This window comes from Faecalibacillus intestinalis, assembly GCF_003024685.1.
Classification (GTDB): Bacteria; Bacillota_I; Bacilli_A; order Erysipelotrichales; family Coprobacillaceae; genus Faecalibacillus; species Faecalibacillus intestinalis.
The window spans coordinates 1-22,127 of record NZ_PYLQ01000013.1 but is presented as its reverse complement, the minus strand read 5'-3'; the positions used below and the strand labels follow the sequence as shown (position 1 = coordinate 22,127).

29 protein-coding genes and 2 pseudogenes are annotated in these 22,127 nt (G+C 28.6%); 5 read left to right on the top strand and 26 right to left on the bottom strand.

Going from position 1 to position 22,127, the window contains the following annotated elements; genetic code table 11:
• Positions 1-2 precede the first annotated feature (2 nt).
• Complete coding sequence (locus C7U54_RS09420) at positions 3-707, bottom strand: ABC transporter ATP-binding protein (protein ID WP_022000750.1); 705 nt, start codon at positions 705-707, stop codon at positions 3-5.
• A gap of 61 nt (positions 708-768) precedes the next feature.
• Between C7U54_RS09420 and C7U54_RS09415 the strand changes: the two genes are divergently transcribed.
• Positions 769-1,296, top strand: coding sequence for a metallophosphoesterase family protein (locus C7U54_RS09415; RefSeq protein ID WP_032089881.1), 528 nt, complete (start codon positions 769-771; stop codon positions 1,294-1,296).
• Here the strand turns inward: C7U54_RS09415 and C7U54_RS09410 are convergent, their stop codons facing one another.
• The 14 genes from C7U54_RS09410 to C7U54_RS09350 form a co-directional block, all read right to left on the bottom strand.
• Positions 1,297-2,427: an FtsX-like permease family protein gene (locus C7U54_RS09410; protein WP_162297509.1), complete on the bottom strand. Its 1,131-nt coding sequence runs from the start codon at positions 2,425-2,427 to the stop codon at positions 1,297-1,299. It abuts the gene before it with no gap.
• A gap of 140 nt (positions 2,428-2,567) precedes the next feature.
• Positions 2,568-3,338 (bottom strand): ABC transporter ATP-binding protein, encoded by a 771-nt coding sequence (locus C7U54_RS09405; RefSeq protein WP_107030118.1) that lies wholly within the window; start codon positions 3,336-3,338, stop codon positions 2,568-2,570.
• 1 nt (position 3,339) lies between these two features.
• Positions 3,340-3,978, bottom strand: a complete 639-nt coding sequence (locus C7U54_RS15245) for a hypothetical protein (RefSeq protein WP_241522600.1) — start codon at positions 3,976-3,978, stop codon at positions 3,340-3,342.
• A complete protein-coding gene (locus tag C7U54_RS15240; protein WP_241522599.1) occupies positions 3,975-4,634 on the bottom strand; it encodes an ABC transporter permease family protein in 660 nt (219 codons plus the stop codon). The genes C7U54_RS15245 and C7U54_RS15240 overlap by 4 nt, the downstream gene beginning before the upstream one ends.
• Before the next feature lie 9 nt (positions 4,635-4,643).
• Positions 4,644-5,066 (bottom strand): MarR family winged helix-turn-helix transcriptional regulator, encoded by a 423-nt coding sequence (locus tag C7U54_RS09395; protein WP_107030117.1) that lies wholly within the window; start codon positions 5,064-5,066, stop codon positions 4,644-4,646.
• 184 nt (positions 5,067-5,250) lie between these two features.
• Positions 5,251-5,922 (bottom strand): B3/B4 domain-containing protein, encoded by a 672-nt coding sequence (locus C7U54_RS09390; protein WP_107030116.1) that lies wholly within the window; start codon positions 5,920-5,922, stop codon positions 5,251-5,253.
• A 39-nt stretch (positions 5,923-5,961) separates the two neighbouring features.
• On the bottom strand, positions 5,962-6,894 hold the full coding sequence (cysK, locus tag C7U54_RS09385; RefSeq protein WP_107030115.1) for a cysteine synthase A: 933 nt from the start codon (positions 6,892-6,894) through the stop codon (positions 5,962-5,964).
• A 117-nt stretch (positions 6,895-7,011) separates the two neighbouring features.
• Positions 7,012-7,371 (bottom strand): 50S ribosomal protein L20, encoded by a 360-nt coding sequence (gene rplT / locus C7U54_RS09380; RefSeq protein ID WP_022002087.1) that lies wholly within the window; start codon positions 7,369-7,371, stop codon positions 7,012-7,014.
• A gap of 34 nt (positions 7,372-7,405) precedes the next feature.
• Complete coding sequence (rpmI, locus tag C7U54_RS09375) at positions 7,406-7,600, bottom strand: 50S ribosomal protein L35 (protein ID WP_022002088.1); 195 nt, start codon at positions 7,598-7,600, stop codon at positions 7,406-7,408.
• An 18-nt stretch (positions 7,601-7,618) separates the two neighbouring features.
• On the bottom strand, positions 7,619-8,176 hold the full coding sequence (gene infC, locus C7U54_RS09370; RefSeq protein WP_032089875.1) for a translation initiation factor IF-3: 558 nt from the start codon (positions 8,174-8,176) through the stop codon (positions 7,619-7,621).
• Positions 8,177-8,385: 209 nt separating this feature from the next.
• Complete coding sequence (locus C7U54_RS09365; protein WP_022002090.1) at positions 8,386-8,970, bottom strand: histidine phosphatase family protein; 585 nt, start codon at positions 8,968-8,970, stop codon at positions 8,386-8,388.
• A gap of 23 nt (positions 8,971-8,993) precedes the next feature.
• Positions 8,994-9,617, bottom strand: a complete 624-nt coding sequence (locus C7U54_RS09360) for an ECF transporter S component (protein ID WP_107030114.1) — start codon at positions 9,615-9,617, stop codon at positions 8,994-8,996.
• A gap of 134 nt (positions 9,618-9,751) precedes the next feature.
• Complete coding sequence (locus tag C7U54_RS09355) at positions 9,752-10,714, bottom strand: P1 family peptidase (protein WP_455737475.1); 963 nt, start codon at positions 10,712-10,714, stop codon at positions 9,752-9,754.
• 58 nt (positions 10,715-10,772) lie between these two features.
• Positions 10,773-11,165: a hypothetical protein gene (locus C7U54_RS09350; protein ID WP_107030113.1), complete on the bottom strand. Its 393-nt coding sequence runs from the start codon at positions 11,163-11,165 to the stop codon at positions 10,773-10,775.
• A gap of 138 nt (positions 11,166-11,303) precedes the next feature.
• Here C7U54_RS09350 and C7U54_RS09345 point away from each other — a divergent pair, with 138 nt between their 5' ends.
• Both C7U54_RS09345 and C7U54_RS09340 read left to right on the top strand, forming a co-directional pair.
• Positions 11,304-11,930 carry a hypothetical protein gene (locus C7U54_RS09345; RefSeq protein ID WP_107030112.1) on the top strand — a complete coding sequence of 209 codons (627 nt, stop codon included), beginning with the start codon at positions 11,304-11,306 and terminating at the stop codon, positions 11,928-11,930.
• A complete protein-coding gene (locus C7U54_RS09340) occupies positions 11,923-12,567 on the top strand; it encodes a LytR/AlgR family response regulator transcription factor (protein ID WP_107030111.1) in 645 nt (214 codons plus the stop codon). The genes C7U54_RS09345 and C7U54_RS09340 overlap by 8 nt, the downstream gene beginning before the upstream one ends.
• Before the next feature lie 150 nt (positions 12,568-12,717).
• Here the strand turns inward: C7U54_RS09340 and C7U54_RS09335 are convergent, their stop codons facing one another.
• A complete protein-coding gene (locus C7U54_RS09335) occupies positions 12,718-13,176 on the bottom strand; it encodes a GNAT family N-acetyltransferase (protein WP_107030110.1) in 459 nt (152 codons plus the stop codon).
• 125 nt (positions 13,177-13,301) lie between these two features.
• Between C7U54_RS09335 and C7U54_RS09330 the strand changes: the two genes are divergently transcribed.
• Positions 13,302-14,465, top strand: a complete 1,164-nt coding sequence (locus C7U54_RS09330) for an EAL domain-containing protein (RefSeq protein WP_107030109.1) — start codon at positions 13,302-13,304, stop codon at positions 14,463-14,465.
• A gap of 104 nt (positions 14,466-14,569) precedes the next feature.
• Positions 14,570-15,097, top strand: a complete 528-nt coding sequence (locus C7U54_RS09325; protein ID WP_107030108.1) for a GNAT family N-acetyltransferase — start codon at positions 14,570-14,572, stop codon at positions 15,095-15,097.
• Positions 15,098-15,390: 293 nt separating this feature from the next.
• Here the strand turns inward: C7U54_RS09325 and C7U54_RS09320 are convergent, their stop codons facing one another.
• From C7U54_RS09320 to C7U54_RS09285, 10 genes and pseudogenes are all read right to left on the bottom strand, one after another.
• Positions 15,391-16,068, bottom strand: coding sequence for a carboxymuconolactone decarboxylase family protein (locus C7U54_RS09320; protein ID WP_107030107.1), 678 nt, complete (start codon positions 16,066-16,068; stop codon positions 15,391-15,393).
• 92 nt (positions 16,069-16,160) lie between these two features.
• Positions 16,161-16,529: pseudogene (locus C7U54_RS15555) on the bottom strand (flavodoxin).
• A 133-nt stretch (positions 16,530-16,662) separates the two neighbouring features.
• A complete protein-coding gene (locus tag C7U54_RS15230) occupies positions 16,663-16,815 on the bottom strand; it encodes a hypothetical protein (RefSeq protein WP_227352247.1) in 153 nt (50 codons plus the stop codon).
• A gap of 308 nt (positions 16,816-17,123) precedes the next feature.
• Positions 17,124-17,261 carry a hypothetical protein gene (locus C7U54_RS14605; protein ID WP_155522453.1) on the bottom strand — a complete coding sequence of 46 codons (138 nt, stop codon included), beginning with the start codon at positions 17,259-17,261 and terminating at the stop codon, positions 17,124-17,126.
• A 75-nt stretch (positions 17,262-17,336) separates the two neighbouring features.
• Complete coding sequence (locus C7U54_RS14600; RefSeq protein WP_155522452.1) at positions 17,337-17,489, bottom strand: hypothetical protein; 153 nt, start codon at positions 17,487-17,489, stop codon at positions 17,337-17,339.
• A gap of 12 nt (positions 17,490-17,501) precedes the next feature.
• Positions 17,502-18,167 (bottom strand): annotated as a pseudogene (locus tag C7U54_RS09305) (MBL fold metallo-hydrolase).
• Positions 18,168-18,461: 294 nt separating this feature from the next.
• The gene (locus C7U54_RS09300) at positions 18,462-18,854 is read right to left on the bottom strand and encodes a pyridoxamine 5'-phosphate oxidase family protein (protein WP_107030106.1); all 393 of its coding nucleotides are present in this window, start codon (positions 18,852-18,854) and stop codon (positions 18,462-18,464) included.
• Between the two features lie 63 nt (positions 18,855-18,917).
• Positions 18,918-19,901: a Gfo/Idh/MocA family protein gene (locus C7U54_RS09295; RefSeq protein WP_107030105.1), complete on the bottom strand. Its 984-nt coding sequence runs from the start codon at positions 19,899-19,901 to the stop codon at positions 18,918-18,920.
• Between the two features lie 234 nt (positions 19,902-20,135).
• Positions 20,136-20,498 (bottom strand): hypothetical protein, encoded by a 363-nt coding sequence (locus tag C7U54_RS09290; RefSeq protein ID WP_107030104.1) that lies wholly within the window; start codon positions 20,496-20,498, stop codon positions 20,136-20,138.
• Between the two features lie 537 nt (positions 20,499-21,035).
• The coding region (locus tag C7U54_RS09285; protein ID WP_107030103.1) for a site-specific integrase at positions 21,036-22,127 on the bottom strand (1,092 nt) is incomplete at its 5' end.

The window sequence follows — 22,127 nt, the reverse complement described above, 5'->3', positions numbered from 1 at the left end:
TATTACCACTCAATTTCTTGAATAGGTTGAGGATGTTCATTTAAAAACATTTGATCAACCTTTCCATTTTTTAAATGAATCACACGATCTGCCATTGGGGCTAAAGCACTATTATGAGTAATCACAATAACTGTCATTTTATACTTATCACACATTTCTCTAAGCAAAGCTAAAATAGCTTTCCCTGTTAAATAATCTAAAGCTCCCGTTGGTTCATCACATAAAAGCAATTTAGGATTTTTCGCAATCGCTCTAGCAATTGCTACACGTTGTTGTTCTCCACCTGATAATTGCGCAGGAAAGTTATTCATACGATTTTCTAGTTCTACCCTTTTTAAAACCATTTTTTCATCTAAAGGATCTTTAGATATTTGTGAAGCAAGTTCAACATTTTCTAAAGCTGTTAAGTTTTGCACAAGATTATAAAATTGAAACACAAAACCAATATCATCTCTTCGATATTGCGTAAGTTTTGCTTCATCATAACGCGCAACATCTTGACCATCAACCATAATCGAACCACTTGTAGGTTGGTCCATTCCTCCTAGTAGATTTAAGATCGTTGTTTTACCTGCTCCACTCGGTCCAACAATAACCACAAATTCACCTTTATTAACTTCAAAATTGACACCATTACTGGCATGAATCTCAACATCTCCTACTTTATAAGTTTTTTTCACATCTTTAAATTGTATAAATGCTGACATAAAATACCTCACTTTCTTATTTTATGATAAAATAATTATAGCATATTTAAGGAGGTTATTTATGAAAATTATGATTTTATCCGATAGTCATTCCATGACCAAACAAACCCTATTACAATTTATTAAAAATCATCCAGCATCTTATTATATTCACTGTGGTGATATCTATATGCCTTATACTCCTTTAGAAGTAGATCACTTCTATAATGTTCGAGGAAACAATGATTTTGTTGATTTACCAAAAGATCTAACACTGGATATTGATCATTTGAAATTCTTTATTTGTCATGGACATCTTTTCCACATTGATGAATCCCCTTATGAACTTGAAGCGTATGCTTCCAATCATCATCTAGATGTCGTTTGTTTTGGTCATACACATAATCCAACTTATTATAAAAAAGAAAACACAATTTTTATCAATCCAGGAAGTATGACTTTTCCTCGCGGTCAGTACCCTCATCCTACTTATTGTGTATTTGAAACCACAAACCAAGAAGTCACATTTTATGATTTAAAGACCGACTCTCCTTGTAATCCTTTTGAAGTAAAGAAAAAAGAATCCTTTTTTAAAAGATTCTTTAAATAATTATTTTTCCATAATGATTGAAGTTGGTAAAATGCCTTTATAAAGTTTGATACTTAATAAATAGCTTATAAATAAAGGAACAATTTGTATAATTAAGATAATTAAAAATAAATAAAACGTAATTTTAGCTCTTAGAAGTAAATTACATAAGATAATGATTTGATAGGATAATGGAAGTAAAAGAATAACACCATAGAAACAAATCATTTCTTTTTTTATGATTCTTTTTAATTGTTCAAGAGAAAAACCTAAACGACAAAGATTTTCAAAATTACCTTTTCTTTTAGAAAGCTCCATTCCTATTTTAAAAACAATCGTCAATGACATTAAGATCATCACTGAAACATAAGACATTAAAGCAACCATTGAAACAAGTGGTTGTTTTATTGTATAAACGATAATACAAGTAAGTAAAACAGAGGAAAGCAACGAAATCAGCAATAATCCAAAGATTTTTTGAATATCACTATGAAAAAATCCTAATGAAATTAAATCTTCTGAATTCTCTAATGAATTATTTCTTTGTCTTTTTCGAATATATTCTGGTAATACTTTTTTAATAAGCCCTGATATACCAATCAAGCCAAATAAAGCTATAAACATATAAGAAGTTGAATCTTTCACAAATAAGAATAAAACCATTGGCACAAAATAAAGAATAATAAAAACTTTACTCGTAATTTGTGGACCTTTTAAACCACTTAAATCTATTTTATTTTTATCATGAATCATAGAATTAATCGTACTTCTTACACAATAACCTAAATTCAACATAGAACACCACATAACTTCAAAAGCAAGAATCATAAATGTTGCTGGAAAAGTTTGGCTTGATAAATAGAAAAGCTGTCCGCTATATTTAAAAGTCATCATAAATAATGAATTGATTGTTGGAATGAGTAAATAACCTAAAACAAGACCTAAAGGAATCGCACAAAGCATGATTGTAAAAACTTGTAAAAATAAGTAGAAGCCTAATTGATAAATACTTGCTCCTGACATCAAAATAATCGAAATTTCTTTTCCTTTATTAGAAACATAAAAGTTATTTGCGAGAAAAACACAAAGCATAGCAATAACAATCACAAAGACTGCAACGGGCGTCACAAAGGTTGTATCATCTTTTCCCAAATGAATGCCTGAATAAGGATTAAACGTAAGATTAAAAAAAGAGAATATAAAAATAGTTGTAAGAAGAAAGGTCAAAAAGTAAAAGATACTTTTTGACATATCTTTCTTTAAAGAAACAAATGCAAGTTTAATGATACCCATTATTCAAACAACTCTTGTGATTCACTTGAATTAATATCAACTATTTTATAAAAATATTCTTTTTGTGATAATCCTTCTCTTTCAATCGTACGATCAATAATGCCATCTTTAATATATAATAGTTTAGAAGAATAAGAAGCAATCTTACTATCATGTGTTACCATTAAAATAGAGACACCTTCTTTTTCATTAAGTTCTTTAAATAAAGAAAGAATTTCATGAGAGTTTTTACTATCAAGATTTCCAGTTGGTTCATCAGCAACAATCAATTTAGGACTAGTAACCAAAGCACGACAAATAGCTACTCTTTGTCTTTGACCACCTGAACATTCATTAGGATATTTATCAAGAGTTTGCGCTACATCGAGTTTTTTAGCAACTTCTTCGACTCTTTTGGTAATTTCTTTTTTATCCACATTTGCAAGAGTTAGTGGTACAGCGATATTTTCAAAAATAGTTAAACTATCTAAGAGGTTAAATTCTTGGAAAATAAAACCTAAATTTTCATATCTAAACTTACCAATTTCCCCTTCTGACATAACACGTACTTCTTTACCATTAATAAAGACTTTTCCTTTTGTAGGAATATCAATAGTTGAAAGGTTATTAATGAAGGTCGATTTACCAGCCCCAGAAGGTCCCATAATACACACAAATTCACCTTCATACATTGTTAGTGAAACTTCATGTAAAGCTTCATAAAGTGTTTTTGTTCCAATTCCATAAATTTTTGTAATTTTATCAGCAACAAGTATTTCTTTTCTTTCCATTTTATTTTCCTCCTTTGATTGGTTTAACTACTGCATTGATATATTGAACATAAGTAATAAATCCTGAAATAATAATTGGTATAACATAAGATAAAACATAGATAAATGCAAATTGAAGTGACATATCTCCATAATAAATAAAACGTCCTGATATAAAAACAATATAAACAAGCGGAATTAAAATCAAAACAAAATAATAACTAATAACTTCCTGTCGTACTATTTTATTAAGTTCTTTTTTGGTATAACCGATTTTCCATAAATTCAAGAAAAGTGTTTTTCTAGTCATAGCTTCCATCGATAACTTATAAATAATCGAAACAACTAGTAAAACAATAACGACCACATAACCAATAACTCCTGTCGTAAATTCACGTGGTGAATGAATATTAGAAGCAAGAATGGCAAGCATTCCTGTAACAGCTACCGTCATTAAAGAAAATAAAAGAAGTGATCTTTGAATTGAATAATTTAAATTAGAAATTGAAATAAGAATATATCTTTTTGTAAGAAAAATTCCTCTTTTTAAATTCCTTACAATATCTGGTAATACATATCGAATCCCCCCTACTGCCCCCGATAACCCTACAAGCGTTGGTGCAATATAAGCAGTTGGTTCATGGGGATTCATAAACATCATAACAATTCCAAAAATATAGATTCCAAAAAAAGTAAGTGAAACACTTTTTTTGTATTTTTTTTAACTTTCATTTCTTTTTCTTGACTTAAAAGAGTTTGAATATCATTTTTATGTAAAAAGCCTGCCGTTAAAACACAAATCATTGATAAAACAATGGCAACTAAGATAAAGGAATAAAGATAAGCTTCACTTGGTATAATGGATGGATCTTTAGAAACGCTTAACATTTGATACATGTAATCATTTGAAAAAGGAACCACACATCTCCCAATTAAAATTCCTAAAGGCGTAGCAAGAATCAACAAAGTAAATGTTTGATATAAAACATACATCGTTGAATTAATGTACCCTGAACCAGACATAGCCATAATAGCAAGTTCTGTTGTCTTTCTTGATAAAAAGAAATTATTTGCGAAGAAAATCATAAAACAACAAAAACAAATAATTAAAAATGACAAAACTGAAGAAAAAGGCATTTGTACATCATTCCATGTACCACCACTTCTAGCAATCGCTTGATCAGCTAAATCTGGATTATTAATAATATTGAAAAATACAAAACATACGGCAACCGCAAATATTAACGTAATCCCATAAAAAAGACTCTTTTTATAATCTTTAACAAGCATTCTCATTGAAAACCTAAATGTTCCCATAATAACCTCCTATTTAAATAATTCTTTGATTTGATCAACAGATTGAATAATTGTGTTCATTTCTTCATCAGAAATAATCACTTTCATCTTTCCTATGATTTCTTGATAGATATCTTCTGTCTCTTGAATCAATTGTTTTCCCTTTTCTGTAATTGTAACATTCGTATGTCTTTTATCCACACGACTATTACCAATTAAAAGATAACCTAAATCATCTAAGCGAAAAACAATTCCCACTACTGTTGAATGAGAAAGCTGAAATTCTTGACAAATTGTTTTTTGATAAACCGGACCATCCGCCTTTTCAATAAAACGAATAATATTCAATTCATTAAACTTGATTCCATAAGGTTTTAGTTTTCTACTTGCAAATTTGTTCATTTGTGTCACCAACAAATCTAACACAACAAGCACTTGATATTCTTGATTCATTGACATCTCCCCAATTCCCTTTTTCCATTATAATAGCGCTTTCATTAAATAACAACAAAAAATATGTCGAGTTCGACATATTTAGCAAAATTGGATAAGACTTGATTATTTTATCATGTTAACCCTTTTATTTTGATTTTTTTCATAAAATAAAAAAATATTTTAGAATATGCTCTAAAATGTCTTAAATAATTTCTCCTACTCCTCTTAAATAATAAGTCACAACTGTAATCAATTCTTTAGCTACTTCTTCTACATACTTATCAGATGTTTCCTTATTTCCTTGAACTATAAAAAAGATATCTTCACTTTCATTTGTGACTTTAGTTTTATCAACTTGTCTTATTTCACTAAAACAAATAATATCATTAGCATCATCTATATAACTATAAATACCTGCTTTAACAACTTTTGCTTCTTCGCTACCTAAAGGAATATAGTTTTCATTCCCTGTTGTTAACTTTAAACTAATATTTCCTTCAGTTTTTGCTAAATCATGCGCCCCTAATGCAAGTTTAGTATCCATTGAAATTAGATTATAGATATCTACTAATGGGTTAATTTTATGAAATCCTTGTTTTTTTAATAAATTCTTTAATAGATTTTCACTTGCAGGTAAATTCTTTCTTTTAGGAATTCCTACTTCTTTATGTAAATCATAAAAACCTTGAATAATTTGATTTTCTTTTAACGTATCAAGTGTATTATTTTCTAAAAGACGTTTAACATGAACATCAATATAATCATTTAAAGATGAAAAATACACAGTATTATTAATACCATGTATTCTTACACCTTTTATTTTTACCCCTAAATCTAATACTTCTTGTTGTATCTTGAATTGAAAATTTTTCATCCCTATATCCTCCTTTTAAAAAAAGGGAAAATAATTTCCCTAATCTTGAATTAAAGGTGTTGATAAATAACGATCTCCACCATCTGGTAATAAGACGACAATTATCTTCCCTGCATTTTCTTCTCTCTTGGCTAGTTCTTTAGCTGCATATAATGCTGCTCCTGATGAAATCCCTACTAAGATTCCTTCTGTCTTTGCCATTTCTTTTCCTGTCGCAAATGCATCTTCATTTTCTACTGTAATGATTTCATCATAGATCTTTGTATCCAATGTCTCTGGTACAAATCCTGCCCCTATCCCTTGGATCTTATGTGCTCCACCTTTTCCTGTTGATAATACCGGTGAGCTTGCTGGTTCTACTGCCACTACTTTTACTTCTGGATTCTTTTCTTTCAAGTATTTCCCAATCCCTGAAATTGTTCCTCCTGTTCCTACTCCGGCTACAAAGATATCTACTTTTCCTTCTGTTTGTTCATAGATTTCTGGTCCTGTTGTTTTATAGTGTGCTGTTGGATTCGCTGGATTTTCAAATTGTCCTGGAATGAAACTGTTTTCGATTTGTGATGCCAATTCTTTTGCTTTGGCGATTGCTCCTTTCATTCCTTCACTTCCTGGTGTTAAGACTAATTCAGCTCCATATGCCTTCATAAGATTTCTTCTTTCTACCGACATTGTTTCTGGCATTGTAATAATGATCTTTAGATTCAATGCTGTTGCTACAGCTGATAGTCCAATTCCTGTATTTCCACTTGTTGGTTCAATCAATGTTGTATTTTCATTGATCAATCCTTTTTCTAGTGCATCTAGGATCATTTCTTTTGCAATTCTATCTTTGGCTGATCCTGCGGGATTGAAGTATTCTAGTTTTGCGAGTACATCCGCTTTCAATTCATCTTTCTTGATTAAGTTGTTTACTCTTACTAGTGGTGTATTCCCTACTAGGTCTAAAAAACTGTTTTTTACTTTGCTCATTTTTCCATTTCTCCTTATTCCTATCGTTTTACTATGATTTAAGAATATACTTATTTAAAAAGAATGTCAACGAATATGATAATTAAAAAAGGACCAACTCAGTTGGTCCATGATTTATTAAGCATTTAAAGCTTTTTTAGCTGTTTCAACGATAGCTGTGAAACCTTCTGGATCGCAAATAGCGATTTCAGATAACATTTTTCTGTTGATTTCAACATTAGCTAATTTTAAACCGTGCATTAATTTAGAATATGAGATATCATTCATTCTAGCTGCAGCGTTAATACGTGCAATCCATAATTTTCTCATATTTCTTTTTAAGTTTCTTCTGTCTCTATAAGCATATGCCATTGAGTGCATTACTTGTTCATGAGCAGTTTTATATAATTTATGTTTAGCTCCAAAATATCCTTTGGCTAATTTAATAACTTTTTTTCTTCTATGTCTAGTTGTATATCCACCTTTAACTCTTGCCATTGTGTATTCCTCCTGTATTTATTTTTAACTAAAATTATTTAGGTAATCTTGATTTAATTCTCTTGTAATCTGAAGCACTTACTACTGTAGCTTTTGCTAAGTGTTTCTTTTGTTTATGAGTTTTATTGTGTGATAAGTGTGAAATGTAAGCATGGCTACGTTTTAATTTTCCACTACCTGTTCTTTTTAAACGTTTTTTTAATCCGCTATGTGTTTTAATTTTTGGCATAATTGTTTCCTCCATTAATTATTTTTTCTTTTTTGGTGCTAATATAGCTGTTAAAGTACGTCCTTCTAATTTTGCTGGTTTTTCAATTTGACCAACTTCTGCACATTCTTCAACAAAGTCATCAATAACTTTTTTACCCAAATCAACGTGTGCAAGTTGTCTACCTCTAAATCTGATTGCAACTTTAACTTTGTTTCCTTCTTCTAACCATTTTAATGTTCTTTTTAATTTAACATTTTTATCATGAGTATCAATAGTTACTGATAATTGAGTTTCCTTTAAAGTTACTACTTTAGAGTTTTTCTTCATTTCTCTTGCTTTCTTTTGTTGTTCAAAACGATATTTACCAAAGTCCATAATACGACAAACTGGTGGTTTTGCATTAGGTGCAACACAAACTAAATCTAAATTTGCATCATAAGCAATATCCAACGCTTCTCTACTACTTTTTACTCCTAATTGATCACCGTTTTGATCAATAACCAACACTTCCTTAAAACGAACTCTTTCGTTTACTAAATCATCAGGTTGTTTTGGTTTTCTGTTATCAAATCTGCTAATAAAAGCCACCTCCAATTATTATAGTTGAAATAAAAAGTGAGCACACTGAGTACCCACCATTGACATTAAGATTAAATCTTAGTGACATTTGCCTATCGACAAAATCAATCAGGCGAGAAGTAGGCACTTCTTCTTTCCACTACTTTTTATTGCACGTAGATATTACCATCATATGCCACTCATGTCAATAAAATTATTGATTATTTCAAGATTTTCAAGATTTTTTATTTTGGATTCAATACTGTTTCTAATTGATATTCATTATTAACTTTATTAACTATAATTGCACTGGCATTTTGTGGAAAATCAAGTGTTTTATTTTTTAATAACGTTTTAATAAATGCATATAAAGAACATCCATGACCTACCATTAAAATCGTATCATCATCTTGAAATTTCTTTTCTATATCATTTAATAATTCAAAATGTCTTTGAATTACATCTTCAACATTTTCACCTTCATATCCAGTATAATCCATTTGTAAATCATCTAACCAATTAGAAGATTCTAATTGAAGTTTATCTACAAATAAACAGGGTAATCCTTCTAAAAGACCAAAATTCACTTCTTTTAAACGACCATCTTCATTTAATAAAACAGAATGATTTTTTAAAATTATTTGTGCTGTATTTTTTGCTCGTAATATTGGAGAAGTATAAGCAGCGTCTATTTTATAATCCTTTAACTGTTCTGCCATATTTTCTATTTCTTTTATTCCTTGCTTTGTAAGAGGTGAATCACACCATCCTTGTTTGAGCTGTATTTCATTAAAATGTGTCTTTCCATGTCTAACAAATATGTATTTCATAAAGATCTCCTTTAAAAAGCAGGTCAATCGACCTGCTTTGATTTTAAGATTGGTTTTAATGCTTTGTAGATAGCTAGTGAAACAATTGCCCCTAGAATAGCTTCTAAAATACCATTTGTAGAAACAACTCCTAATAATACCGTTACTAAAGTAGAGTATTGCACTCCTACCGCACTCGCGTATGCTTCACCAAAGAATATGTATATTCCTGATAAAACAAGCACTGTGTTTGTAATAGCTCCTGTTAAAGCACCTACAACAACACCTAAGTTTTCACGATTATTCTTTTTCATGATTCCAAAAACGAGTCCAGCTAAATAGCCAAGTAAAATTCTAGGAACAAAAGCAATCAAAAGACTTTTGTAATTTCCTGACATTGTGCCTATTGTCACAAATGGGGAAAAACAAAAAGATGTAATGCCTGGTTGAATCGTTGCCTTGATTAAACTTGTTAATCCAAAAACAAAACCCAACTCAGCTCCTGCTTTTTTTCCTAATACGATTCCTGCAATAATGACAGGAATGTGCATTGTTGTGGCATTTAATGGTCCAATTGGAATATATCCAAGGGGTGTCACAACAAGAATGATTTCAATCGCTAAAAATAAAGCCATTGAAGTCATGTACTGTGTCTTTTTCGACTTCATATAATCCTCCTACTGTCGCTCATAAAAGATGCAACGTTTTTATGGTATTCGCTATTTCAAATGTCTTAATAAGAGTCTTATAGATCTCTTTTAATATCAAAATATACGAACGAGAAAATTATATGCTTTTTCGATTATTTTTTCAAATCTTGATAAGCTAATAAACCATATCCACTCTTAGCTTTTTTAATCGCTCTTTGAATACATTTAGAAATGACTTCAACAGCTAAAATACCAACAGCATCAACCATTCCATCAACTTCATTTGTACTTAATACAAAAATTGTATCCCCATCACTCATTGTATGAACTGGATCAATACTTTTAGCGTAGCCATTATGACTAATTCCAGCAATCTTTGTACATTGTGCTTTAGTCAGTTTGACATTCGTTACAATACATCCAATGGTTGTATTACCATCCGGTAATTTTCTAAGTTGATCCATTTGATCTAAAATAATTTGACTAGCCGAAACACATTTTTTATCAATATTAACACCTGCCAATATTTCTTGCGTTTGATAATCAATAATATTTCCACAAGCATTGACAGCAACGATCCCTGCTACTTGAACATTTCCAACTTGTACACCATATGTTCCAATACCACCTTTCATGGCATGTTCAAATCCTAAAAGTTTACCAACACTAGCACCACAACCAGCGCCATAATTTCCTTCTTTAATCAAATCATTTTCACTATCTTGACAAGCCTTATACCCCATTTCTTTATCTGGCCTTACATGAGAATTTCCCACCGATAAATCAAATAATGAAGCACCACATACAATTGGTACTCTTGCTACAGACATATCAAAACCAACACCATGTTCTTCAAGATATTGCATGGCACCACTAGCTGCATCTAAACCAAAAGCACTCCCACCACTTAACATAACAGCATGAATTTGTTGCACCATATTGATTGGATTCAATAAATCTGTTTCTCTTGTAGCAGGACCTCCACCACGAACATCTACTCCAGCTGTCGCTCCATTTTCTACAATAACAACACTACATCCTGTAGCTGCTTCTTGATTTTCATATTGTCCTACTTTTACACCTTTAATATCCGTTAATTTTATTTCTTTCATCATCTTTTTCCTCTTTTTTATCATTATACTAAAAAAGTAGAAAAAAGCTTTAAACTTTTTTCTACCAACTCATTTGTAATATTTCATCACTATGATCTTTTAATTGTTTTAATCCTTTGTATTCTTTTGTTATTTGATGATCCTTTATATAAAGTAATGTAGCTGATTTAACTTTTTGATTTTCAATAACTACTTCTTTATCCTTTATTTTCACAAAATAAACATTACTTACTGCCTTATTAAGACGAGCTATCCCATTTTTAGAATCCATGCTTTCTTGATTATCCATTGAATAAAAATAAACCCAATATCGATTAAATTCCTTTACTTTTAAAACTTCACTTGTTTTTAAATGATTATAACTTTTATAAGGATCCCTCTTTTGCATATTATAAAAAATAGTTCCTAAACACACAATTAAAACAACACCGATCATTATTACCTTTTTCTTCATCTTCTTTTCCTCCTTATCTATACTTTAATCCTATTCTTTTAAATAAATAGCAAAGAGGCACCAACAACCATCAACCTGTCCCCAACAACAAAATCCAAATAAAAAAACTATGTTATAATACGCGTACAGGAGGAAGTTATGAAAGTTACTGTTGGAAAAATAAAGAAAAGAAAAATCATCTTATTAAACTTTGTTATTTTACTTTTTGTTGTTTGGTGGTTAGGTGTTTTCTTTATCATGTATAAACATTTTTATGAAAGAATAATGTTTTTTGGTGTTCTTATTATTATATTATTAATAATTTATAGTTTAGTATTACCAGGAATAGTTTTCGCTAATACTATGTGGGAAGTTGATCAAAAATATTTAAGATACATTTATTTTGATAAAAATTTAGATAAAGCAAAGTATCTTTATTCTTTTCTTTTTAAAAATAAATATCCTAGATATCAAATCAATTTAAAACTTTCACAAATTGATTTTGTACAAATCTCTTATTATCGTTATTCTTTTTATCCATCAAAATATTTAGTAAATGGTTCTGGAAATAAAATTGTGTTTAAATTTAATATGTTGGATGGTTCTCAATATATTATTGAAAATTTAGTAAGTTCTGATAAAGAAACTTTTAGTAAAGGCATTGAACTCATGAAAAAAAATGGTGTATGTTTTATTGATTCTTATCATTTATTAGATGTCATACGTTCAAATAAAAATCTTGATCAATATATTGTAGCTATTGAAAAGGAGAAAAAACATGATTAGAATTTCTCTTATTTCAAAACATTACAAACAAATAGAACCACTTATTCAACAATTCTTTAATGATTTACAAATAGAATATAAACTTACGAATTATACACATCAAACAATTCAAGATATTTATTTTGTAGAAATAGAAAAAAAGAATGATTTAAATATTTTAAATCATCTTAAGAAATTAGATAGTACACTTATTTATATTATTGGACCTAAAGATTTTGATCTTGTAAGCATTTGTTTACAAATGCAAACACATCTTTATTTCATTAATAATGAATTAGAAAAGCAATTTATTCATTATCATGATTTTATTCAAAAACAAATTCAAAAAAACTTTCAATATTATCTTTATCAAAGAAATGGAATTACTTCAAAAATAAGATTATCACAAATCTATTATATCGAATCACTTAGACATCAAATTATTATTCATTCTATTAATGGAGAAATGATTGAAAGAAAAACATTAAGTCAATTTATTAAAGAAATACAATCTCTTGATTTTATTCAAATTCACAAATCATACATTATTAACAAAAGATTTATTCAAGAAATTAAAAATCAAGAAGTTATTTTAAAAGAACAAACACATCTTCCTATTGGAAGAAGCTATAAAGAAAGTTTAAAGGAACAAAATTAATGTTCCTTTTTTTATAAAATAAAAACCCTCTCTCAATAGTGAAGGATTACTACTTACAACCATTTTTATTCCGCATATTGGCAACGGTATACTTACTTCTCGTCCAATTTTATAAAGAAAAATAGTTATTGTAAATAATATTATTCAACACTATCCATTCTTATAAATCAAATAATTATCTTTCTTTTTAAATCCAAGATGTAAATACATGTTTATTCCCTCTTTTGAACTATTCAAACAAATCATTCCAACATCTTTTTGATAATTTTCAATAAGATATTCTACCATATATCTACCAATCCCTAAATGTCGATAATTTTCATCTACCCAAACATTCGTTATTTGTCCAACTTTTCCTTTGGAATTTTCATTACTTGGAAGGATATCATAATAGTAAATTGTAGCTGTTGAAATAATTTGATTTAAATGATAGCCCACCAATGTATGACATTCATCTTTTAACATTTTTTCTTTATAAAAAACTCTAATGTTTTCTATTGTAGAATTTGTTATTTTTTGATTAGAAAACATTTTTAAATCTTTTATTCTTATCTTTACTAATAATTCTAAATCATCTACACCTAGTACTTTATATTCTATTTCTTTCATATGCTTTCTCCTTTGTTTTATTATAACAAAATCTTTTTACCTATTTTTTACAATTTCCTTAGTTTTTATTGATAGAAATATCATTCTTCTTTCTATATATTTTAAAAAGAATAGAGGATAGATAAATGAAATTAAACGAAAAGAAAATCAATGAATTTTTTAAAATAATTAATGAAAAGAAAATAAAAAGTGTTTTTCAACCTATTGTTTCCTTAAAAACAGGAGAAATAGTATCTTTTGAAGCCTTAAGCCGTATCACTTTAGAATCATGTACTCTTAATATTGAAGAATTGTTCAAGATTGCCAATACACTTGAACAATCATGGAAATTAGATCAACTATGTCGTAAATGTGCTATTAAAGCAAGTCAACAAATGCCTTTAGGTAAGAAGTTATTTATTAATGTAGATGCTAATATTTTATTAGATTCAGATTTTGTTCAAGGATTTACAAAAGAATATTTAAAAAAATATCATTTAGATTCTAATAATATTGTCTTTGAATTATCGGAAACAACTTCTATTGAGGATAAACATTTATTTAAACAAGCCGTTAGACATTATCGTAGTCAAGGTTTTGAAATTGCTATTGATGATGTTGGTTCAGGTTATTCTAATTTAAATAGAATCAATCATACACAACCTGAATATATCAAATTAGATAAAGAACTTATTCAAGATATTCATTTAAATAAAGATAAGCGTACAATGGTAGAAGTCATGGTCAACTATTGTAAAGTTATGCATTATAAATTAATTGTTGAAGGTATTGAAACAAAGGAAGAACTTGAATGTTTAATTCAATTAGGTATTGAATATGGTCAAGGTTATTATTTAAAGAAACCTGTTGATAATTTTGATGATCTTTTACCAGATATCAAAGAAACTATCAAAAAATTATACAACAAATATAAGAAAACATTAGATATTCCTACAATAGATTCTCTTTGTCATTTCCCTTGTACATTAAAAACCTATCAAAATATAAATAATGCTTATCAAATTTTTGAAGAAAATAATACCACTCAAAGAATTTATGTTATCAATGATGAAGGACATTATTTAGGTTATTTAAAAAGAGAAAATATACTTTGTGATTTAGATATTGTTGAACCTAATCTTTTTAAAGATTCTTTGATTGTTCCATCACATCTTCCTATTAAAAATGTTTGTCAACTTTTTCTTGAAAATGAACATTCACATTTTTATGAAGATATTATTGTTTTAAAAAACCCATGTTTTTATGGCATTGTCACAATTAAAGATTTATTAAAATATTTAATAAAATAGATAATACGCACTTTCCCTCTATTAAGTACAACTTAATAAAGGGTTTTATTATGTTCTACAAATGTTATAATAATAGAAATATTTCAATAAAAGGAGATTATATTATGTCTATTAAATTAGTAAAAGCATCAAATGAATATCAAGATTTAATTGTTGATATGTTGAAGGAGTGGATTGATTATAATAATAATCATTCTGAAGCTAATACTTCTCCAGCTTCTATTTTTAAAAATGATTATCATAATTTTGATTATTATATTAATAATCTTGATTTAAAAAATCCAAAACCTGGTTTGGTAGAAGATTCAACATTTTTCGCCTTAGATGTAGAAAGAAACAAAATGGTTGGAGCCGTCAACATTCGTCATGAACTTAATGATTATTTATTAAATTATGGTGGACATATTGGAGATGGGGTAAGACCCAGTGAAAGAAGAAAAGGTTATGCAACTAAAATCATCGGTTTAGCTTTAAAAGAATGTCAAAAGTTAAATATTGATAAAGTATTACTTGTTTGTGATAAAGATAATATTGGTTCTGCAAAATCAATTAAAAACAATGGTGCCATTTTAGAAAATGAAATTGTTAAAGATAGTAAAACAATTCAAAGATATTGGATAGAAATTGAATAAGGGTTCAGCTAAACCCTTTTTTTGTTATAAAATCCTATATTTGTCCATAAAGAAATCATTACGTAATAATGATTTGGCAACCCAGCCAAGACAAGGTTTAATATTCATTTTCGAAACCTTAAAGCTTCTTACTTCATACCTCTTTTCATTTGCTCACTTGATAAAGTTTTCAGAGGATATTCATTGATCCTTTACTATTTGGACTTCCTTGTAATACAATAGTTTCCATCGTTTTCCCACCCCTCTATATATGAAAAGTGGTATTGCTTTGCAATACCACAAATATTCAATATTTAGTCTTCTACTTTATTAATACAAGCAAGTGCATTTAAGCTACGAGGATATCCCATATATGGAACACATTGTAAAACAACATTTGTAAGGAAAGCTTTATCATTACCTAAATTTAAGTTTCCTTGAATATGGGCCATAACTTGAGGAACACAATCACCTTGTCCATATAAGAAACAGAAAGTAATCATTTCTCTTTGTTTTAAATCTAGACCTGTTCTTGTATAGTAATCACCAAAGCAGTTAGCTGCTAACCATTTATTGACAGTTGCTTTTTTCCAAGCTTCATTCATATGTTCCCCAAAGATATCTACTTGTGCTTGAATTCCTTTTTCTAATCTATCTTCAATAGTCGTTGTTGTTTGTGACTGTAATGGAAGTTCGATTTCCTTTTTATTAAATACTTCATTTGTAACTTTTAAAAATTCGAGCATTCTTCCATATCCTAAATAGTCAGTTGCTTGATAAACCATTTCTTTAACTTGTATAGGTGATAAAACATCTAAAGCTTTTTCAAGAACTTCTTCATAAGCACAAATTCCTTGGTTTCCCATTAAAACGGATAAGATAGCTAAATAACGAGTAGGTTCATCTAATTTATTTCCTTCATCATTTTTAACTTCTTCTAAAAAATAATCAAATCTTTCTTTATATTCTTTATCTGTTGCATATAAATTCATCCTTCTTCTCTCCTTTTATTTAATTTCATTTACCCATTCTTTTACATCGTTTGAATCCTCTTTTAATGCTGACTTTGAAACGTGCAATCCTTTTACCACTGTACCACTACTTGAATTGTTTTTTCAGTATCTAACAATCTACTTTCACCACTTGTACAAAATGGTGCAATCGTTCTGTTAGATAAATTATAATCATCAAAGAATGTATAAAGAATCATAGGCATATCTCCCCACCAGTTTGGATATCCTACGTAAATGGTTTCGTATTCATCAATATTTTCAACTCTATTTTTAATCTTTGGTCTTGATTTTTCTTGTTATTCCTTTTTCGCATCATCAACAACCGTATCATAGTCATCACTATAAGCTACTTCTGGGATGATTTCAAAGATGTCTGAATTGGTTTGTTTTTGTATTTCCTTGACAATATTTTGAGTACTTCCAAACCAAGAGAAATAAATAACTAATGATTTTGAATTGGCTTCCTTTAAATCTGTTTGTGTTTTGTTTTCTTTTTAGCGGTTGCTTTTTTACTACTACAAGCACTACAGGTAAAAACTAAAAGTAAAGGTTACATCAATGTACAAATCTTTTTCATTTCTTATTTCCCCGATCCATTTCATATCTTAAATAATCAATTCTGGATAATTGTTTTTCTTTTAGATGAACTTCATCTAAGATTCCTTTTCTTTTTTTATTTAATAGTTTTAAACATTCATTTTCATTCTTTTTTAAAGAAAGTTTCATATATTTTTCTATTTCTTAAACCGAAAAATCTAAATCGTATAATGTCATAATCAAACTTAATATTTTTAAGTCTGTTTCATCATATTGCCAAGATCCCATTACTTTTTTAACTTCTTAACACAATCCCCAACTTTCATATTCTTTAAGGATATGAATTGGAATATTATATTTTTTACTTGCTTCTTCAATTGTTATTCGTATCACTCTTTCTTTACATCTTTATTATAATTCGCTTTATTTTAAATATCTAATACTTATAATTTATCAATAACGATACCTTTTAGGTATTAAAATAGATGATATTTCTATCATCTCTTAAAGTATTCTCTTGCACATTTGATAAAAACAGTTGTTGCTGGTAAAAAAAATTGTTCCTTTTTCCAAGCAAGTGGCATTTGTTGATGAAGTGATGATTTTAAAGCTAAAACATAAATCTTTATAACCATAACTTAGCTTGATACCTAAAACAACACTCACTTTGCTTTGTACAAAGAAGGGTTCTACCACGAGAAACATTTCCTTCATCTTTGCATGATATATTGAAAGATAATAAGATCATCCATATAAATTCTAATCGTAAATGGTTCTTTATGTTTGTCATGTTTTTCAACAATTAAACATCTAAGTTTAAAACAATCATCATAATTAAAATCTTTAACTTCACTGTATTTCATGATTTCTACTTCTTAATCAACAACATATTCTTCACCCGGTGATAAAATAACAACTCTTTCAGGATTAACGACATTGTCTAAAATATCTTGTGGATTTCCATTAAAGGCACTTGCTTCAGGTGCATCAACACTTCCCCAATGAATTAAAACAAGTTTTGTATTTGGATAAATATTGGCAAGTTTATAGGCATTTTCTAAACCAATGTGCACAGGATTATCTGCAAAATCAAAGAACATAACATCTGGCGGGTCCATATGTAATTGACAGTCCATCAATTTAGAATCTCCTACATACCAAATTTTCTTTGTTGGTGTTTTTACATAGAAACCACAATATTCACGATTTTCCCATACACGATAATTATATTTAGCAATTTGATTTTACCAAGCATGATCAGCAGGTGTAAGTTCAACATCAATATCATTAATTTGAATATGATCTCCTATATCATGTCCAATTCCATCTACACCACACTCTTCTTTCATTAAAGAAGCAACATAATAAGAAGTATGATATTCTTTACAAATATCTTTTAAATCTCTACACGTTGGTCTTGAATAATGATCGTTATCTACATGGGATACTAAAATAGCATCAACATGCGGTACATCTTTTACATCAATTGGCATATCAATCAATAAAGGCATATCAAAGCCTTCTAATAGGGGATCTATCATAATCACTGTTCCATGGTCATTGATCATGGCTCCTCCTCCACCTAACCAATAAACACGGGTATTTCCTTGATCTTCAAAATCTTTTTTTGTCATTATGACTGTTTTTGGTGCAACTGCTTGTCCTTTTTCATTCTTTAACATAGATATTTCATCCTTTCTTTTATCTAATTCTATTATATTAAATGAAATATTAACAACAATGCATAATCCTCTTTATCTATCCATATATTGACAATTCATCTTATTTGTCCATTTATATAAATAATTATAGCTTCTTTAATAGATAACTTATGATTAAAATTTAATAATTTGTGGTTCGTGAGTAAATGATGAAAAAATAGCTGTAGCATTTTCAAAATAGAAAACTTCCGTATTGCCATCATCTGCTTTATACATCTTTTGTAAACTTGGATAAGCATCTAACATAGATTGTCTTGCTTCATTACGATCATCTTCGATTAATTTTCCACTTACTCGTAACCATTCTCCATTTTTAAAAGCACAAATTTCTGCTTTAGGATTTTGATGAAGTTGTTTTGAAACATCTTTGACTTTTCCTGTTTGAATATAAAGCTTTCCTTCAAAAACATGTACTGTTCCAAAGGGTCTTACTCTTGGTTGATCACCTTCTACTGTTGCTAAATAATAAGTTTCTGCGTCTTTTAAAAATTTTAATACTTTATCCATAATGATCCTCCTTTATTTACTTTATTTTATCATTGCATAAAGAAAAGGACAAAAAATTTGTCCTTACCATTTTTCTCCTGGATATTGCATTTTCCATTCTTTACGAAGTTGACTCATAATATCCATGACATCCTTTGTATACTCTAAATTTAAATGTGAATCATCTTGATTTCTAACAGCTTCTTCCATATCACACATTTCATAATAAAGTGCCTTTTCAGTATTTCCTTTTTCAATAACTGTTTGTTTCCCTGTTACAGCATCCACAATCGTTGCTTTTTGTCCACGAGGAAATTCATAAACTTCAATATACCCTTTTTCTAAAGAAATCATAATTCTTTTAGGTTGTTTTGAATGCATTGATAAAGCAATCGTTGCCATTTGTTGATCTTCATTTTTAAGTAAAATCGTTGCTTGTTCATCAGAGCCTGTAGGTGCAAACTTCACTTGACTTACAATTTCATTTGGCTGTTTAGACATAAAACTACGTACTGCAGAAAGAGCATAGACCCCAATATCTAATAAAGCCCCACCAGCAAGATTCATATTAAAGAAACGATTATTCATATCGTATTCTTTAAAACTTCCAAAGTTTACTGTCATGATTTGCATTTTACCAAGTTCACCGCTTTGCACGATTTTCCATAATTCTTTATAGATTGGCATATGCCAAATGGTCATGGCTTCTGCAAGAATTAAATTTTTCTCTTTAGCAAGTGCTATCATTTCATCTAATTCACGACTATTTAACGTAATTGATTTTTCTACAAATAAATGCTTTCCATGTTCTAACGCCTTTTTTATAAATTGATAATGCGTATTATGTGATGTTGCCAAATAAATAATATCAACATTTTCATCATCAAACACTTCATCAATTTCATCATAGACTTTTTTAACACCATACTTCTTTGCAAAATCAATAGCTTTTGCCTGTGTTCTATTAGCAACTCCATAAAGTGTTTTATCCATCCTTTGTAAAGCTTGTGCCATTTCATTAGCAATCACACCTGTTCCTATGACTGCCCAATTCAATTCTTTTTCCATACAAATCCCCCTTGTGACTTCATTTTATCATCTTTGTATATAAATACAATTGATAAATGTCATATTATTTCATGTTCTCATTATAGAACAAAAAACATCAAATAGCATCTTGTGTTCTGATACCAGAACACAAATACAAATATTAGGAGCTTTGTTCTCATTATAGAACAAAAAAGATTGTAGATACTGTCCTACAATCTTTTTTGCATTAAATTTAAAATATCATATCCTCTTTTATATGTACAAAAAAATTATTCTTAATCCAAATAAAAATAAAAATATTCCTAAAATCATATAAGAAGTAACATATTCTTCATCTTCATAAACAATATGTAATCTTTCATCATAATAAAAGAAGTCAGTATCTCCTACTTCTTTTTTATAATCATGTCCTTTGGTTTTATATTTTACATTCGTTCCTTGATGAATAGATTGATAACAATATATATACGTAATTTCATAAACACTAACAGGTGATTTATATACAGATGTTAATTCCATAGGAATCATTTTAAAATTATCTTTGAAAATAAAATAGTTTAACCCCTTCAATATATTAAATGCACCCTTTATAGTAAATAAAAAACCTATTATCATATTCAACCTCATCTATTGTAATTAATTGAACTATTTAAACAATCATCTACATTACACATTTCTTTCTATCAATTTTTATTTATTATTTTCACTTCTATTGCCAAATTTCAATTAATAAAAAAGCCTTGAGAAATCAAGACTTTTTAATCATATTGGCGTCCTCGAGGTGATTCGAACACCCGATCTATCGCTTAGGAGGCTAACAACCACCAATTTTTTTAGTTTGATTTTTTTCTCCAATCCCTTAAAGTCTATATACACCAACACTTTTGAAGATTTCTTGATCTCTTATAATTTTTCTAATTTTATCTATTTTTTGCTGTTTTTTTATGTCTTTGTTAGAAATCTGTTAGAAAACATCAAATTTTCTCGTTTGAAATATTCCTTCAAAAGCCTTGATTTTACTATGTTTTCTAATTCATCCTCGGTTAGATTCGAACTCACTTATGACAGCCATTGTTAGGAAAACCCTTGTTTTTAATAATTTTATAGTAATTTAGCCTTAAATTCAATGAAAAAAATGGACCTGTAGTCCATTTATAAAGATAACATTTTTTTTAATTGTTCTCTTAATGCATCATTATTTTTTAGTATATCCAACAATTCTGATGCATCATCTTTTTCCTCTGTTTCATTAGAAGCATAAAATTCATCTTCAAATTTTGTAGCGTTAACTTTTCTATCTTCATCAATAATATGTGCGTATCTTTTAGTTATCATATCGGCTGATTTATGACCAGTATCCCCTTGGGTTGCTTTGATGTCCCCTTTGCTTAATTTAAGTTTATAAGTTGCACTTGAATGTCTCAAAGAATGAAATACTACTTCTCGTAGATTATTCACTTTTATAAACTTTTTAAATCTTTTTTCAATATTTGTTTTTTCTATTGGATTTCCATCTTCAAAACAAATAACAAGATCATTTTCATCATAGATACTACCAAATTTCTTTTTTATTTCATTTTGTTTTTTCTTCCACTCTTTTAACATATAAGCAACTGTTCGAGGTATCCACACAGTTCTTGCTTTACCATTCATTTTAAGTGATTTTAAAACCAATACTGTTTTACATTCTCTTTTTAATTGTGTATCAAATTGTTTATAGATTTCATCCTTAGTTAAAACACCTATCATTTCCTTATCAATTCTAACAAATTGTTTATCTATAATTAATCTAGTATTGTCTTTTTCAAAATCTTCATCTTCAATAAATACATTATCCCAAGTAAGTGCTAATAATTCACCTATTCTCAGTGAACAAGAGAAAGACAAGTTTATGCACAAATATAATATTTGATCTTCACATATTTCTAAAGCATGCTGTATTTCTGTTGCTGTCCATATTTCTCTTTCCTTAGATTCACAATAAGGTAAATTACAATCAATGAACACATTTTTCTTTACAACTTCCCATCTAAGAGCTTGTCGCCATGCACATCTTAATAATTTTACTACTGATTTTATTGTGTTAGGCGATACATATTGAGGTGCATTTTTTCTTACACCATAATTCACATTTTTAGTTTTAGTCAATTTATTAATATATTGATCGACATTTAATGTTGAAAATGATTGGATTTTTTTATCACCTATAAGTGGATAAACATAGTTATTCAATAAACCTGTATT